The 16,116-nt window shown below is 50.2% G+C and carries 18 protein-coding genes; 12 read left to right on the forward strand and 6 right to left on the reverse strand.

The features are described 5' to 3' along the window. Positions 1-916: 916 nt before the first annotated feature. From rarD to chrA, 3 genes are all read right to left on the reverse strand, one after another. Positions 917-1,825, reverse strand: a complete 909-nt coding sequence (gene rarD, locus H591_RS0110695) for an EamA family transporter RarD (protein ID WP_022966953.1) — start codon at positions 1,823-1,825, stop codon at positions 917-919. A gap of 70 nt (positions 1,826-1,895) precedes the next feature. Beyond that, on the reverse strand, positions 1,896-2,873 hold the full coding sequence (locus H591_RS0110700) for a serine/threonine protein kinase (RefSeq protein ID WP_022966954.1): 978 nt from the start codon (positions 2,871-2,873) through the stop codon (positions 1,896-1,898). Between the two features lie 64 nt (positions 2,874-2,937). Beyond that, positions 2,938-4,131, reverse strand: a complete 1,194-nt coding sequence (gene chrA, locus H591_RS0110705; protein ID WP_232362434.1) for a chromate efflux transporter — start codon at positions 4,129-4,131, stop codon at positions 2,938-2,940. Between the two features lie 208 nt (positions 4,132-4,339). On the opposite strand from chrA, the gene H591_RS0110710 reads away from it, so the two are divergent. After that, on the forward strand, positions 4,340-4,978 hold the full coding sequence (locus H591_RS0110710) for an SCO family protein (protein ID WP_022966956.1): 639 nt from the start codon (positions 4,340-4,342) through the stop codon (positions 4,976-4,978). On the opposite strand, the gene H591_RS0110715 is transcribed toward H591_RS0110710, so the two are convergent. Genes H591_RS0110715 through H591_RS0110725 form a run of 3 tightly spaced genes read right to left on the reverse strand, consistent with a single transcriptional unit; the run spans position 4,965 to position 6,624 of the window. Then, on the reverse strand, positions 4,965-5,237 hold the full coding sequence (locus tag H591_RS0110715; RefSeq protein WP_022966957.1) for a cytochrome C oxidase subunit IV family protein: 273 nt from the start codon (positions 5,235-5,237) through the stop codon (positions 4,965-4,967). The genes H591_RS0110710 and H591_RS0110715 overlap by 14 nt on opposite strands. Before the next feature lie 9 nt (positions 5,238-5,246). Next, entirely contained in the window at positions 5,247-5,828 is a 582-nt protein-coding gene (locus H591_RS0110720; RefSeq protein WP_022966958.1) for a cytochrome c oxidase subunit 3, read from the reverse strand. Continuing rightward, positions 5,812-6,624, reverse strand: a complete 813-nt coding sequence (locus tag H591_RS0110725; RefSeq protein WP_022966959.1) for an AAA family ATPase — start codon at positions 6,622-6,624, stop codon at positions 5,812-5,814. The genes H591_RS0110720 and H591_RS0110725 overlap by 17 nt, the downstream gene beginning before the upstream one ends. 293 nt (positions 6,625-6,917) lie before the next feature. Here H591_RS0110725 and H591_RS0110730 point away from each other — a divergent pair, with 293 nt between their 5' ends. From H591_RS0110730 to H591_RS0110780, 11 genes are all read left to right on the forward strand, one after another. Further along, the gene (locus tag H591_RS0110730) at positions 6,918-8,597 is read left to right on the forward strand and encodes a cytochrome D1 domain-containing protein (protein WP_408605545.1); all 1,680 of its coding nucleotides are present in this window, start codon (positions 6,918-6,920) and stop codon (positions 8,595-8,597) included. Positions 8,598-8,660: 63 nt separating this feature from the next. Beyond that, positions 8,661-8,975 (forward strand): c-type cytochrome, encoded by a 315-nt coding sequence (locus H591_RS0110735; RefSeq protein ID WP_022966961.1) that lies wholly within the window; start codon positions 8,661-8,663, stop codon positions 8,973-8,975. Between the two features lie 18 nt (positions 8,976-8,993). Beyond that, positions 8,994-9,332, forward strand: a complete 339-nt coding sequence (locus H591_RS0110740; protein ID WP_022966962.1) for a c-type cytochrome — start codon at positions 8,994-8,996, stop codon at positions 9,330-9,332. Next, positions 9,332-10,513: a cytochrome D1 domain-containing protein gene (locus H591_RS0110745; protein WP_408605546.1), complete on the forward strand. Its 1,182-nt coding sequence runs from the start codon at positions 9,332-9,334 to the stop codon at positions 10,511-10,513. Before H591_RS0110740 ends, H591_RS0110745 begins: the two co-directional genes overlap by 1 nt. Before the next feature lie 10 nt (positions 10,514-10,523). Next, positions 10,524-10,988 (forward strand): Lrp/AsnC family transcriptional regulator, encoded by a 465-nt coding sequence (locus tag H591_RS0110750; RefSeq protein WP_022966964.1) that lies wholly within the window; start codon positions 10,524-10,526, stop codon positions 10,986-10,988. Next, on the forward strand, positions 10,985-11,488 hold the full coding sequence (gene ahbB / locus H591_RS0110755; protein ID WP_022966965.1) for a siroheme decarboxylase subunit beta: 504 nt from the start codon (positions 10,985-10,987) through the stop codon (positions 11,486-11,488). Before H591_RS0110750 ends, ahbB (H591_RS0110755) begins: the two co-directional genes overlap by 4 nt. After that, positions 11,488-11,931, forward strand: coding sequence for an Lrp/AsnC family transcriptional regulator (locus H591_RS0110760; RefSeq protein WP_022966966.1), 444 nt, complete (start codon positions 11,488-11,490; stop codon positions 11,929-11,931). Before ahbB (H591_RS0110755) ends, H591_RS0110760 begins: the two co-directional genes overlap by 1 nt. Further along, positions 11,906-12,415 (forward strand): siroheme decarboxylase subunit beta, encoded by a 510-nt coding sequence (ahbB, locus tag H591_RS0110765; protein WP_022966967.1) that lies wholly within the window; start codon positions 11,906-11,908, stop codon positions 12,413-12,415. The genes H591_RS0110760 and ahbB (H591_RS0110765) overlap by 26 nt, the downstream gene beginning before the upstream one ends. Positions 12,416-12,417: 2 nt before the next feature. Then, complete coding sequence (gene nirJ, locus H591_RS0110770) at positions 12,418-13,596, forward strand: heme d1 biosynthesis radical SAM protein NirJ (RefSeq protein ID WP_022966968.1); 1,179 nt, start codon at positions 12,418-12,420, stop codon at positions 13,594-13,596. A gap of 60 nt (positions 13,597-13,656) precedes the next feature. After that, the gene (gene cobA, locus H591_RS0110775) at positions 13,657-14,493 is read left to right on the forward strand and encodes a uroporphyrinogen-III C-methyltransferase (protein WP_022966969.1); all 837 of its coding nucleotides are present in this window, start codon (positions 13,657-13,659) and stop codon (positions 14,491-14,493) included. A 2-nt stretch (positions 14,494-14,495) separates the two neighbouring features. Then, positions 14,496-15,995, forward strand: coding sequence for a cytochrome D1 domain-containing protein (locus H591_RS0110780; protein WP_028244364.1), 1,500 nt, complete (start codon positions 14,496-14,498; stop codon positions 15,993-15,995). Positions 15,996-16,116: the final 121 nt, after the last annotated feature.

The raw sequence follows: 16,116 nt of genomic DNA on the forward strand, positions 1-16,116 counted from the left end.
ACCTTATACAGCAAGGCTTACAGAGCACTGATCAATAAACGTACAGAGTATTTAAACTGTGCACAAAGGCATGGGATGGTGCTGTGGATAACCTGTACACCCATCGCTGTAAGGCACAGGCGACTAGCGCTGCAGGGCTTTGGTTGTTTTTTGCTCAAGTATTAGCAACAATATCTGCCAGCAGGCTAACTAAGCACCATAAACCTCTCCGCAACCACAGATTGTCTACATCCAGTCGATTCTTATCTGAAGAAAAGTATATTTTGCTCTGTATTGGCTGGTTTTTGGCAACAGTTCTCTGCAGTAGCACCAACAATACCTCTTTCCCAAAGCATCCTGATGAGTGCCTATCATGCTTATCCACGACTCACCTGTACCAGTCTGTGGATAAGCTGGGGAGACTCAACTGCAGGCCTGATGCAGCAAGGCTTACAGAGAACTGATCATTAAACGTACTGAACATTTAAACTGTGCACACAGGCATGGGATGGTGCTGTGGATAAGCTGTTCATCCATAGCTGTAGGCCGCTGCTGCTGCCTGTCACAGCGCGCTGGTTGTTTTTTGATCAATGGCTCAAGACACTTTCAGCAACCCAGCGCACACGGCCGACGTGATCAGATTTTTTCACATACCAACAACTGAGCAAGCCCTTCACAACCCACAGCCACCCTGCACTGGCGTCTACTCACTCGTCACAACAATTCAAGCCGCTGAGGTTATCCACCTAGTAGGTGCACCAAGCTGTGGATAAGCTGGTGAAAGGTGGCGCTACGCCTTAGCTAATCGGGCTTAGCGGGCAGTGCTCAAAAAACACTCGATACCAGCAAAGCGTGCACAGTTATACTGCACCAGCCTGTGGATAACATGTGATTAAATAATGTAAACCATTGTTTTATATAGCTTTAAGGCTGTTGATTACTTTTCCGACAAGGTTCTGCGCCCCATCTTTAACACGCGCCATGCATCCCAGCTGTAAAGCGCCAGCGCTGCCCAGATAAAGCCAAAGAACAGCAATGAACTGGCAGCAAAGGGTTCTTTGAAAAACAACACAGCCAGTAGCAGGAGTACCGTCGGAGTGATGTACTGCAAAAACGCTAAGGATGCATAAGGTAAGTTTTTTGCTGCTTCGTTAAAGCACAGCAATGGCAACAAGGTCACCGGTCCCGCCGCCGCCAACCAAAACATAGCGCTACTGCCCCAAAACTCACTTTGCATACTGGCTGCTTGCGGGTTGAGCCATAGCCAACCCAGCGCCAGCGGCACCAGCATCCAAGTTTCCATAGTCAGCCCGGGTAAAGCCGCGACAGGTGCTTGCTTACGTATCAAGCCATAAAAACCAAAAGAAAATGCCAGTGCCAAAGAAATCCATGGCATCTTGCCGAGGCTCCAGATCTGCAAGCCCACGCCAATCGCCGCTAAAGCAATCGCCAGCCACTGTAAACGGCGCAAGCGTTCGCGTAAAAACAGCATGGCCAACAACACATTGACCAACGGATTGATGTAATAACCAAGACTGGCTTCTACCATGCGATCATGGTGTACCGCCCAGACATAGATCAGCCAGTTACACGCAATCAAAGCTCCCGAAGCCGCTAAGACGATAAAACGCTTGGGGTGATCGCACAGCTCTTGCCACCAACCTCGGTGTCGCCACAGCAATAATAAGCCAGCACTAAATAGCGCTGACCAGAGAATCCGATGCACGATCACTTCATCGGCAGGGGTGCCATCGAGGGTTTTAAAATACAGCGGAAACATGCCCCAGACGCTATAAGCCAGCAGGCCCAGCAGATAGCCGCGACGGGGATTAGGAGTAAAATTCATATTGCTTAGCCAGCTAACTAAAAAGTTAAATTATTCTAGTCCGCAGGCACTACCACTGTCTTGCCTGCCGTTAAAAAAGCTTTAAAAAAGACTCGTCCAAAGCCGCGCGTTGCTCACGCAAAATCAAAATCTGCTCACCCCAATAGCGCTCAGTGCCAAACCATGGAAAACTTTGCGGAAACGCCGGGTCATCCCAACGCTGCGCCAGCCATGCGCTGTAATGCAATAAGCGTAAAGCGCGTAAGCCTTCAATCAACGGCAGTTCGCGAGCGGAGAAGTCATAAAACTCTTGGTAGCCATCAACCAGCTCTGACAATTGCGCTAAGCGCTCTTGATAATCACCGGCCAACATCATCCACAAATCTTGAATCGCAGGGCCCATGCGGCAATCGTCTAAATCGACGATAAAAAAGCTTTCATCACGGCACAATAAATTACCGGGATGACAGTCACCATGTACGCGAATGGCTTGATAAGGGTGCTCAGCAAATAAAGCATCGACCTTAAGCAGCAAATCGCGCACCACTGATTCCCAAGCAGGACGCAGACTTTTTGGCACGTGCTCGCCGCTGCATAAGCGCTGAAAAGATTCATGACCATAACTGGCAACAGTCAACTCTGGGCGCTGGCTAAAATTTTTACTGGCGCCCACTGCATGTAAGCGTCCCAGCAACTGACCTAAACGGTACAGCTGATCCAGATTGCCCGGCTCGGGCGCACGGCCACCACGGCGTTCAAATAATGCAAAACGAAAGCCCGCATGCTCAAATAAACTCTGGCCGTTATGCTGCATCGGCGCAACTAAGGGCACATCGCATTCGGCCAACTCAAAAGAAAAGGCGTGCTCTTCAAGAATTTGCGCATCACTCCAGCGCTCAGGACGATAAAACTTAGCAATCAACGGTGTTTGATCTTCAATCCCAACTTGATAGACACGGTTCTCATAGCTGTTAAGCGCCAACACCCGTGCATCACTTAAAAAACCAAGGCTTTCAACGGCATCGAGCACTAAATCAGGTGTCAGTGCAGCAAACGGATGAGCAGACATAACGAGCTCCTTAACAAGAGCGCTAAAGTGTAACAGTCTAAAGATCAAACATTACACTTCTTCATCATGAACCCAGCCACCATCCCAGAATGATGGCCAGCAACACCAGCAACCAAGCAGGTACTCGCAGCCATTGCAGTGATAGATAAGCTAAGCCGGCATAGACCACATCATGCCATGTATGCACTGCGCTACTCAGCACAGGATTCAGCAGCGCAGCCAGTAATACGCCAACAACTGCAGCATTCGCACCCAGCAACGCGCGACGTATATACAGATTATTTTGCCAACGCCGATAAAAAGGCAGCACGCCAAATAACAACAAAGTACTGGGTAAAAACAGTACCAACAATGCCAACCCCGCGCCCAACCAAGGGTTGTAAGCAGGCGGTAAGCTAGCTCCCAGAAAAGCCGCAAAGGCAAACAAGGGTCCTGGCATGGCTTGGGTTAGCGCATAGCCGGCAAGAAAGCGCTGCTGATCTACCCAGCCGCTATCAACCACAGCACTTTGTAATAGTGGCAGCACCACATGTCCACCGCCAAATACCCAAGCACCGGCACTGTAAACGCCATCCATTAAGCCCCACAAGGTGCTCGGTAGTAGCCATGCCAGCACAGGCAAAATAAGTAATAACAACAGTGCTAAACCACACAAGACTAACCCGGTGCTGACGGCCGGTTGGCGCATTTCCAATTGCCGCGAAAATACTGGCTGATACGAACTGAAAACTGCAGTGATAAGCCCTGCCAGCAACAAGACTAAGATAGCGGTCCAACTGCTTGGCAATAGCCAAACAACCGCTGCTGCGGCCAGCAATAATATTTTACGCGGCCAGTCGGGGCATAAACTGCGAGCCATATTCACCACCGCCTGCGCCACCACAGCAGCAGTGATCAACTTCAGCGCTGCTAAGGTCAACGGCGTAAAAAGGTCAGCTACTTGGTTAAAGCCCACCGCGCATAAAGTCAGCAACAACGCCGCGGGTAAGGTAAAGCCCAGCCAAGCAGCACAAGCCCCGCGAAAACCCGCGCACTGATAACCTACTGCCATTCCGACCTGACTACTGCTCGGACCCGGCAGCAACTGGCATAAGGTTACTAAGCCCATATAGGACTGATGATCAAGCCAGCGTCGCCGATCCACCAACTCCTGCTGAAAATAGCTGAGGTGCGCCACCGGCCCACCAAAGGCAGTGCAGCCCAGTCGTAAAAAAACAATAAACACCAGCCAAGCAGAGACCGCTGTATTTTCTTTCAAAACCACACCATTTAAATCAGTTACGCGGCAAAAACGCAGAAAATGTAGTTTATGAAGAATACATGACAGTTTCGTAACGATGCTCACATTGAAAACCCTTAAGTCTTCTGAGTCATAGTGACACAAGCGTGCGGCATTCGATTCACTCTATACTTGGCTATCATGACTGTGGCTAAGCACAGATTTAAATCTCTTGAAGGAAGTTTTTATGCCGTCTTTAAGTAAAGGTCGCCTGCTAATTTTCGGTGTTATTGGCGTGTTTGTCGCCATTGCGCTGGGCTTGCTAGCAGGCAACTATCTTGCGTCTGAAGCAGAGCACAACAGCGCCGTACGTGAAGCTGGAATCATTGTGTTACCGCAAAGTCGCGAACTGCCCGCCCTGCAACTGGCCAGTACGACGGGTACACAAGTCGATACTCAAGCACTCACTGGCCAATGGCGTTTAGTGTTTTTCGGCTATACCTTTTGCCCGGATATTTGCCCAACCACTTTGGCAGAACTGCGTCAGCTGAAAAAACTACTGCCTGCAGAGACTCAGGCCAACTTGCAGATTTTAATGGTCAGTGTCGATCCACAGCGTGACAACGCAGAGCAACTCAAACTGTACTTAGAGTATTTTGATCCAGAATTTGTTGGTTTAACTGGCGAACTGACGGACATTCAGACCTTAAGCAATGCGCTCAGTATTCCATTTATTCCAGGGGATAGCAGCCAGCCACGTTATACCGTCGACCACAGTGGCAATCTTGCGATTATTAGCCCCGATGGCCGCCAGTATGGTTTTATTCGTGCGCCGCTGGATGTTAAAAAAATCGCCGAGCAATTACCGGCTCTCATGACGCCATAAAATACGGGATCAACAAGGTCGCGGCGATAATCAAGCTCATCGCCAGCGGCCAACCGTACATAATCACTCGCCAACGCCGCTCGGTGTGGCGCAACTCCATAAAGCCATCAATGATTAAGCCTGATTTGATAATGGCGACAATCAATACTGCCGCCACTTGGCCGGCCAACGTCATCGCACTACCGCCCAAATACACCGTGACAGCGGTGGCAACAACCAATGCCAGCCAGCAGAAAAACAACACTTTGCTATTTGACATGTTGTGGCCCTACCCCAGTAAATACACAAGCGGAAAGATAATCACCCAGGCCAAGTCAATCATGTGCCAATACATCACCCCAGACTCCATGCCACTGCGATTCTCGGCATTAAAACCCAAGCGCATACAACGCCACGCTAAAAATGCTAAAACCAATAAACCCAGCCACACGTGCAAAAAGTGAAACAGCGTCAGCAGCCAATACAAAGTGAAGAACATGTTGTATTCAAGATCAAAGCCAGCATGGGCCAAATGCGTATATTCACTCAGTTTGAGCACCACATAGACCATTGCCGAAGCAATCGCGGCCACCAGTAATAAAGCCGCTTGCCGCGCCTGATTGACGCGCACGCGCTCTACCGCCAGCGCGGCTAAAAACCCAGACGACAATAAACCCACGGTCATGGCGAAACCGGTAGAGGGATCAAGCTCTGCACGGCCTGCAGCAAACAGATCGGGGTAAAGCATTTGCGTCACAGTAAATGCCAGAATAAACAAAGTGAAAGCTGCCAGCTCAGCCAGGATAAAAATCCACATGGCTAAGTCACCCGGCAGCGCCTGTGGTGTTGTGCTTTTACTCGAAGTGGACATCGACGACATCCATCAAAGCAGCCACAGTTTGTGGATCATCGCTCAGCGGCTCGGCCAGACAGGCTAAGCAGGCTTCACGCACCGGCATGCCGGCTTTGATCATACGTGCGGCAAAAATCAACAAACGCGTGGAAGCCACTTCTTCCAAGTCGTGATTTTCTAAACGACGCAATGCTTGTCCTAAACGCACAATTTGCGCTGCCAGTTTGGCATCCACGCCTGCTTCGATTTCAACGATGCGTTGTTCTTCAACAGGGTTAGGATAATCAAAGCGCAGTGCCACAAAACGCTGACGGGTACTTGGCTTCATGCCTTTGAGAAGGTTCTGATAGCCAGGGTTATAAGACACCACCAGCATAAAACCAGGAGGCGCTTTTAACGCCTCACCGGTGCGCTCTAAAAATAACTCGCGGCGATCATCGGCCAAGGGGTGTAAAACCACTGCGGTATCTTGCCGCGCCTCAACCACTTCGTCCAAATAGCAAATGCCCCCTTCACGTACTGCGCGAGTCAGCGGACCGTCTTGCCACCAGGTGCCTTGTGCGCCGATTAAGTGACGACCAACAAGATCAGCGGCACTTAAATCATCATGGCAAGCCACAGTGTACAAAGGCAGGTTTAAGCGGTGCGCCATATGCTGCACAAAGCGCGTTTTACCGCAGCCCGTCGGGCCTTTGATTAATACGGGCATACCATGCTGCCAAGCCTGACGAAAGACAGTTTCTTCATTCCCTAGCGTTTGGTAAAACGGTTCATCAGAACTTACAGAAACATCTTGATTGAGACTTGTATTCACGTTTATACCCTACTAATTAACTTGGTTATGGCTGTTACGGTAACTGCCTTTAAAGCTCATTCTCAACCACTCAAATAGTGAATCTTGATTGCCGTCAAGCGCATTGTCAGCAGGTCTGTCTAGGATGTGAATGCACACACGAATTACCCGGGATTATGCCAAACAGTCATCCACTGATAACAGAATGGCACCACGCTCACATAAAACATGGGTTTTATCGAGCAACGTCATTCAAAGGAGCTTAACTTATGTCTACAACAGGCAAACCACTTCTGGCGGGTATCGTGGCCGCCATGTCAATGTCGTTATTGAGTTTTTCAATAGCCCACGCTGCCGCTAATCCAGAAGAAGCTGAAGCCGCTTACAAAGGCGCCGCTTCAACGGTTGACCCAGCGAGCATCAAAACCATTCGTACCGTTGGTGCGCCTGACCTCTCTGACTCAGAGTTTGAAATGGCGAAGGAAATTTACTTCCAACGCTGCGCCGGTTGCCACGGCGTGTTACGTAAAGGTGCCACCGGTAAACCACTCACACCGGACATTACCCAAGAGCGTGGCCAAGCGTACCTTGAAGCCTTGATCACCTATGGCTCACCAGGCGGTATGCCAAACTGGGGTACATCAAATGAGCTCACTAAAGAGCAAATCACTTTGATGGCCAACTACATTCAGCACACGCCACCGACTCCACCAGAGTGGGGCATGACTGAAATGAAAAACTCTTGGAAGGTTCTGATCAAGCCAGAAGACCGTCCAACCAAACAAATGAACTCGCTCAATCTGGGTAATATTTTCTCGGTCACCTTACGTGATGACGGTAAAATTGCACTTATTGACGGTGATAGCAAAAAGATCATCAAAACCATTGAAACCGGTTACGCAGTACACATCTCACGTATGTCCGCCTCTGGTCGTTACTTGTTGGTCATCGGTCGTGATGCGCGCATCGATATGATCGACCTCTGGATGAAAGAGCCCGCGCGTGTTGCTGAGATTAAAGTCGGTATCGAAGCGCGTTCGGTGGAAACGTCGAAGTTTAAAGGCTTTGAAGATAAGTACACCATTGCTGGTTCATACTGGCCACCACAGTTCACCATCATGGACGGTGAGACACTTGAACCACTGCAAATCGTCTCAACCCGCGGTATGACTGTAGGTACACAAGAGTACCACCCAGAGCCACGTGTCGCCGCGATCATTGCCTCACACGAACACCCTGAGTTTATTGTTAACGTTAAAGAAACCGGCCGTATTTTACTGGTCAACTACAAAGACATTGATAACCTCACGACAACCAGTATTGGCGCGTCACTGTTCTTGCACGATGGTGGCTGGGACAGCTCACACCGCTACTTTATGACAGCAGCCAATAACTCCAACCAAGTGGCGGTGATCGACTCAAAAGAGCGTAAGCTGGCCGCGCTGGTTGATGTGGGCAAAATCCCACACCCAGGTCGTGGTGCAAACTTTGTTCACCCGAAATTTGGTCCAGTCTGGGCAACAAGTCACTTGGGCGATGAAACCATCTCTCTGATTGGTACTGACCCTGAGAAACACCCTGATCAAGCTTGGAAAGTTGTACAAACCCTGAAAGGTCAAGGCGGTGGTTCACTGTTTATCAAAACCCACCCTAAATCCACTAATCTGTACCTCGACACCACCTTTAACCCCGATGCCAAAATCAGCCAATCCGCTGCTGTGTTTGACATCAACAACCTTGATGCTGGCTACAAAGTGCTGCCAATTGCCGACTGGGCTGAGATTGAGGGTGGCGTTAAGCGTGTCTTACAACCTGAGTACAACGAAGCCGGTGATGAAGTGTGGTTCTCGGTTTGGAGCCAACAAGACGAAGTCTCAGCCATCGTAGTCGTTGATGATAAGACGTTAAAACTGAAAAAAGTGATCAAAGACAAGCGTTTGATCACTCCGACCGGTAAATTCAACGTCAACAATACTCAACACGACGTGTACTGAGTACAATAGGATGAGTCGTGAGTCGCGTGCGGCTCATCCGTTACTAGCCTTGAGGAATACTTAATGAAAAAGATTCTAATTCCAATGTTTGCCCTAGGTGCTGCCTTTGCTATGCAACCAGCTTTAGCAACCGACGGTGAAACACTATTCAAAAGCAAGCCATGCGTTGCCTGCCACACTGTAGACAGCAAAATGGTTGGCCCTTCTTTGAAAGAAGTTGCCGCTAAAAATGCTGATGTTGAAGGCGCAGTTGATACACTGGCTTTACACATCAAAGAAGGTAGTGCAGGCGTTTGGGGTCCAATCCCAATGCCAGCTAACGCGGTAACCGAAGAAGAAGCGAAGATTCTCGCTGAATGGGTTTTAAGCCTTAAGTAACACCCCTAGGAGTGCCGCATGACAGTCACCAAAATAGCTTCACAGTTTTTTGGAGTCATCATGATGTCACTCCTTCCCCTTTCCTTGAGTGTGGCTGCGCCATTATCTACTGAGCGCCAAGCGACACTTGAACACCTGTTAATTCAAGACTGTGGTTCCTGCCACGGCTTGCGCATGACCGGCGGTCTCGGTCCAGCCCTGACCCCGCAACTACTTGCTGATAAATCCCGTGAGAGTTTAATTGCTACCGTTATGTACGGTCGCCCGGGCACAGCTATGCCTCCATGGGATGCTTTGCTCAATGAGCAAGAAGCGGCCTGGATGATTGATCGTTTGTTACAAGGAGTCACCCCATGATGCGTCGCATTGGTACTGTTGTTCTCGCAGGCTTATTAACCGCTTGCGCTGGACAACCCAGCACTCAGTTACGCGGTACCGGTGACTTAGGTATTGTCATTGAACGCGCCGCTGGCAGTGTGCAAATTGTTGAGCACAGCCATAACACCACGCTGGCCCGCGTTGAAGGCTTAGGTGATTTATCCCATGCCTCAGTGGTATTTTCCCGCGATGCACGTTTTGCCTATGTGTTTGGTCGCGACGGCGGTTTAACCAAAATCGACATGCTCACAGCAAAAATTGACAAACGCATTATCCAAGGAGGCAACAGTATTGGCGGTGCCATCAGCCAAGATGGTCGTTTAATTGCCGTGGGTAACTACGAACCTGGCGGCGTTAAAGTCTTTGATGCTGATACTTTAGAGCTGGTTGCTGATATTCCAGCGACCACCGTTGCTGATGGCAGTCGTGGCTCGCGCGTCGTGGGCATGGTCGATGCGCCCGGACAAAAGTTCTTAGTCAGCTTGTTTGATACCGGTGAAATCTGGATCGCTGATTTCAGTAAAAGTAACACGCCAAAAATCACCCGCTTCACCAATATCGGCGATCAGCCTTACGACTCCATGTTGACCCCTGATGGCCGCTATTACATTGCGGGGCTGTTTGGTGAAGACGGCATGGCACTGCTGGATTTATGGCATCCAGAGAAAGGCGTTAAACGCATTCTTGATGGCTATGGTCGCGGCAGCGAAAAGCTCCCGGTGTATAAAATGCCGCACTTAGAAGGCTGGACAGTCGCCGGAGATCACGCCTTTGTCCCAGCAATTGGTCGTCATAAAGTCTTGGTGATGGACACTAACACTTGGCAGCAAACGGGCAGCATCGACACCGTCGGTCAACCCGTATTCGTGATGGCGCGCCCTGATGCGCGGCAGATTTGGGTCAATTTTGCCTTTCCAGACAATCAATTTGTACAAGTTATCGACAGCGAAACTCACGAGATCCTCGCAACCTTAGAGCCAGGCCCTGGCGTATTGCACATGGAGTTCACCCCACGCGGCGAACACATCTGGATTTCTGTACGTGATAAAGGTGAAGTTCAGGTGTGGGATACCGCAACCTTGAAAAAACTTCACACCCTACCGGCTGATAATCCAAGCGGTATCTTCTTTAGCGACCGAGCACACCGCATCGGTCTGTAGGAGTTGTAGCATGGACGAGCTTTGCTTACGCATGCTGGATCGCTTCCAGCATGACCTGCCGATTTGCGCCCAACCTTATCAAGCCATGGCGGATGAGTTGGGCTGCACCGAAGAGGAAATTCTCCAGCGCTTAGAACAGCTCAATCAGCGTAAAGCCCTGTCTCGTGTTGGCCCAGTCTTTGAACATAGCCTAGCGGGTGCCAGCACCTTAGTGGCTTTAGCTGTGCCAGCCGAGCGCATTGAAGAAGTCGCTGCACAAATCAACGCCTTCGATGAAGTCAATCACAACTACTTGCGTGAACATGACTGGAACCTATGGTTTGTGCTGACCGGGCCCAACCGTGAACATCTTGATCAAACCTTAGTCAAAATCGAACAGCTCACTGGCCTAAAGCCTTTGGATTTACCGATGCTGACCGCCTATCAAATCAACTTAGGCTTTGCCCTCGGCAAAGACTCACAGGTGCCAACATGACCAGCACCTTATCCCTTGAGCAACAACAGCAACTACGCCGCCTCTTAGAAAATGGCTTGCCGCTGACCTCGCGTCCTTATCAGGCTTTCGCTGAGCAGATTAACAGCACTGAACAGGCCGTGATCGAGCATGTCAAAGATTTAGACCAACAAGGTTTATTTCGCCGTTTTGGCATCGTCGTTAAACACCGTGCATTAGGCATTAATGCCAACGTGATGTTGGTGATGGATATTGAAGACGAGCGCGTGCATCAAATCGGTGAAGCGCTAGGTGAAGCTCCGGGCGTAAACCTGTGCTATCGACGCCCACGTCGTCCGGGCTGGCCTTACAATCTATTTTGTATGGTGCATGGCCGTGACCGTCAAGCTGTCGAAGCACATGTAATCGAATTGTTAGCACAACATAATTTACAACAACGTCCGCATCACTTGCTGTTTAGCACCCATGCTTTCAAACAGCGCGGCGGCCGCTACAATCAAAATAAAACGGGGACAGTCTAGTGGATGAATTTGATCGTCGCCTACTCAATCGCTTACAACAGGGTTTGCCATTGGTGCGTGACCCTTGGGGCGAACTCGCCACAGAACTCGACTGCAGCGCCGAACGCATTCGTCAGCGCCTGCAAGAATTACTGGATGACGGCACCTTAACCCGTTTTGGCCCGATGTTTGATATCGAGCAACTGGGCGGCGCTTTCACTTTAGCGGCGATGACAGTACCTGAAGAGCGCTTTGATGAGGTCACCGCACTGCTCAACGATATTCCTGCCGTAGCGCACAATTACCGCCGTGAACATGCCTTTAATATGTGGTTTGTCTTGGCTTGCCCAACGCCCGAAGGTATTACCCAGAGCATTGCTGAAATTGAAGCACTGACCGGTTTGCCGGTGCTCAACTTACCTAAGGAGAAGACCTATCATGTCGGCCTCCACTTCCCGCTCTGATCAAGAACTTGCACAACAGCTGATCACCCTGACCGAAGCCGGTATGCCTTTAGTGGCTGACCCTTGGGCATGGATGGCTGAACGGATGCAGCTCAGCGTTGATGATACCCTGGCCTTACTGCAGCGCTTGCAAGACAGCGGCGCGATTCGTCGCATTGCGGCGGTGCCCAATCATTATCGTCTCGGTTATACCTTCAACGGCATGACAGTGTGGGATGTGGATGATGCGCATATCGACCGCTTAGGCCAGATCGTTGGCAACCTCCACTTTGTCAGCCATTGTTACCGTCGCCCGCGTTTAGAAGGCTGGCGCTACAACTTATTTGCCATGGTGCATGGCATGAACGCTGAGCAAATTGAATACGAACGAAATCTTATTCGCGATCAACTCGGTGATGCTTGTCGCGCTGATACGATGCTGGTCAGTAGTCGCATTCTGAAGAAAACCGGTTTACGACTGGCCGCTCAGCGTCAGGAGAAGTAAGCATGTTAAGAATTAGTACCTATTTACGCGCCATTGCAGGACACAGCCCAGCACCACGCGCCGCCAAACCCGGTAGCACTCGCGCGCCAGTCGTCATCTGGAACGTCTTACGCCGCTGCAACCTGACCTGCAAACATTGTTATTCCACCTCTGCTGATATCGATTTTAAAGGCGAGCTGGACACTGCCGAAGCACTGGATGTGATTGATCAACTGCACGCGGCAGGGGTCAAAGTATTAGTGCTCAGTGGCGGTGAGCCATTGATGCGCCCCGATATTTTCCAATTGGCTGAGCGCGCCCGTCAGTACGGTTTTTATGTTGCCCTCTCGACCAACGGCACGCTAATCAACGAAAGCAATATTGAGCAAATCGCTGCTGCTGAGTTTGATTATGTCGGCATCAGCATTGATGGTTTGCCAGAAATTCACGATGAGTTTAGACAAATGAAAGGTGGCTTTGCCGCCTCGATGCATGCCGTAGAACTCTGCCGTCAGCGTGATATTCGTGTCGGTCTGCGTACCACTTTGACCATGCACAACCACATGCAGCTGCCTGCTTTACTTGAGCTGATGCGTGAATACGATGTGCAGAAATACTACTTATCACACCTTAATTACAGTGGTCGTGGTAAGCGCAGCAGCAAAATTGATGCGCACTGGCAAATGACCCGCGATGCGATGAATCAAATTTTTGATCGCGCCTGGGATGATGTCCAACAAGGCATTGAAACCGATTTTGTCAGCGGCAATAACGATGCCGATGCGATTTTATTACTGCAGTGGGCTGAGCGTAATGTGCCGCAGCACTATGCACAAATGGAACAAATGCTGCGTGCTTGGGGCGGTAATGCTTCTGGCGCTGGCGTTGCTAACATTGATAACCTCGGTGACGTACACCCTGATACCTACTGGCAGCAACACACGCTTGGCAATGTACGCACACAAAGCTTCTCAGATATTTGGTTGAACAATCCGGATCCATTACTGCTGCAATTGCGCCAGCACCCACGTCAGGTCAAAGGCCGCTGCGGCGAATGTCAGTGGCTGAGCATCTGCAATGGTAATACTCGTACCCGCGCATGGGCTGGCGGTGATTTATGGGCAGAAGATCCAGGTTGTTACCTATCAGATGAAGAAATAGGTGTCGCTGTCTTGCCAGAAATCAAATGTGTAGCGCTGTAGGTTTGTCACACTTGCTGTGATGCCTTTATTACCGTGACCGAACGTCACTTTGGAGCTGACATGGATCAGACATCTAACTTTCCCGCTGCACTGCAAGCTGCTTTCGCCCCTGGTGATGTAGCCTTAATTGGCGCAGGTCCCGGCGACCCAAGCCTGTTAACAATGCGTGCTTGGAGCTTATTACAACAAGCCGATGTGGTGGTCTATGACCGCCTTGTCAGCCCAGATTTACTTGCACTGATACCTCAGCGTTGCGCGCGGCGCTATGTCGGCAAATCCAGTGGACACCACAGTTTACCGCAAGAAGGTATCAACCAACTGCTCGCTGATTTAGCTCTACAAGGTTTACGTGTGGCGCGCCTGAAAGGCGGTGACCCTTTTATTTTTGGCCGTGGTTCAGAAGAGCTCGACTACCTGCTCAAGCTAAAGATTAACTGCCAAGTCGTTCCTGGAATCACCGCCGCATCAGGCTGCACGGCCTACGCGGGGATTCCGCTGACTCATCGTGGCGTAGCGCATTCTTGCGAATTCATCACCGGTCATTTGCAAGAAGATGGCGCTCTGCACTTGCCGTGGAAAAGCCTGGCTAACCCTAAAAAAACCTTAGTGTTTTATATGGGTCTTGGCAGTCTTGAAGAAATCTCTAGCGAGCTGATTCAAGCAGGCTTAGCCGCAGATACTCCGGCAGCTTTAATTGGTAATGGCACCTATGCCAACCAGCAAGTGGTGCGTGGCACGCTTGCAGAGCTGCAAAACATGGCGGACAACGCTTACCTCACCCCGCCCACCTTAACCGTGGTGGGCAAAGTAGTTGCTTTGTTCAGTGAGCAGCAAATCAGTCATCCGGCTCTTATCAGTCACGCTACATCCGAAGTTGAGGAAGCGCTATGCGTATAAGTATGGGTTTAAAACCTCTCGCCGCGCTCACTCTGCTCGGCATGGCGAGCGCTGCTGTAGCCACAGACAATATCGACTTTAGCGCCACGCAAAAGCTCTATGAAGAACATTGCACTGTCTGCCATGGCGCTCAACGCATTGGTGGTGCTGGCCCTGCACTGCTGCCGGAAAGTTTAGGACGGATTAAAAAGCCTGAAGCTAATAAGGCCATCAGCGAAGGACGTCCTGCCAGCCAAATGGCGGCTTACAAAGATATTCTCAGCCCTGCACAAATCGACAGCATGGTGGAGTATCTGTATACCCCTATTGAAAATCCACCAACCTGGGACGATGCCGATACCCGCGCCAGTCACCGCATGCTGGTGGATGCCAGCACTCTGTCTGAAACACCATTGCACCAAGCCGATCCACTAAATTTATTTGTCGTGGTTGAAGCCGGCACCCACCATGTCACCATCTTAGACGGCGATAAGTTTGAGCCACTGACGCGCTTTCAATCGCACTTTGCTCTGCATGGCGGACCAAAATTCTCCCCAGACGGACGTTTTGTCTACTTTGCCTCACGGGATGGCTGGGTAACTAAATACGATTTATATAATTTCACCATGGTTGCTGAAACCCGCGTCGGCTTAAACACCCGTAACTTAGCGGTCAGCAATGATGGGCGCTGGGTACTGGCCGGTAACTACTTACCGGGCAACTTAGTTTTGCTCAATGCTGATGATTTAACTTTGGTAAAAAGCATCCCAGTGATCGGTGAAGACGGCACCGCTTCACGCGTCAGCGCGGTGTATACCGCTCCACCGCGCGACAGCTTTATCGTCGCACTGAAAGACACTAAAGAAGCTTGGGAGCTGTCTTACGCTGGCACCCCTGACTTCACTCCACGACGTATTATTGCTCAAGACTTCTTAGATGATTTCTCCTTTACTCCAGATTATCGCTACCTGTTAGCCACCTCGCGTAAAGCGCACGGCGGCCAAGTGATTGATCTCGATACCGGCAAATCCATCACGGATATTCCACTGCCCGGCATGCCACACCTGGGCTCAGGTATCTATTGGAAACGCAACGGTGAGTGGGTCTTTGCTACGCCTAATATCAGCAAAGGATTAATTTCTGTATTGGATCTCAAAACTTGGAAGCTGATTAAAGAAATCCCCACCGAAGGCCCTGGCTTCTTTATGCGCAGCCACATCAACTCCAAGTACGCATGGACTGATGTGTTCTTTGGCTCCAACCAAGAAGCGGTGCATTTAATTGATAAGCAGACACTGGAAATCGCTCACACGTTACGACCGATGCCCGGTAAAAACGCGGCGCACGTCGAATTTACCAACGACGGCAGCCACTTGATTCTCAGTGTTTGGGACACCGAAGGCGCACTGATCGTTTACGATGCGAAAACGCTGAAAGAAGTGAAACGTATCCCGATGAATAAGCCGTCTGGCAAATATAACGTCGGCAATAAAATTGAGTTCGCGGAAGGTACATCGCATTAATGCAAAGGGTCTTTATCGACTAGAACAGTCGATAAAGACCAACTCTAGCAGACATGGTCAGCAACAATACAACGATAAAGCCTGAAGACATGTTTTTCATATACAGGGACGTCTCTGCATC

The sequence above is a fragment of the Denitrificimonas caeni DSM 24390 genome, assembly GCF_000421765.1.
Lineage (GTDB): Bacteria > Pseudomonadota > Gammaproteobacteria > Pseudomonadales > Pseudomonadaceae > Denitrificimonas > Denitrificimonas caeni.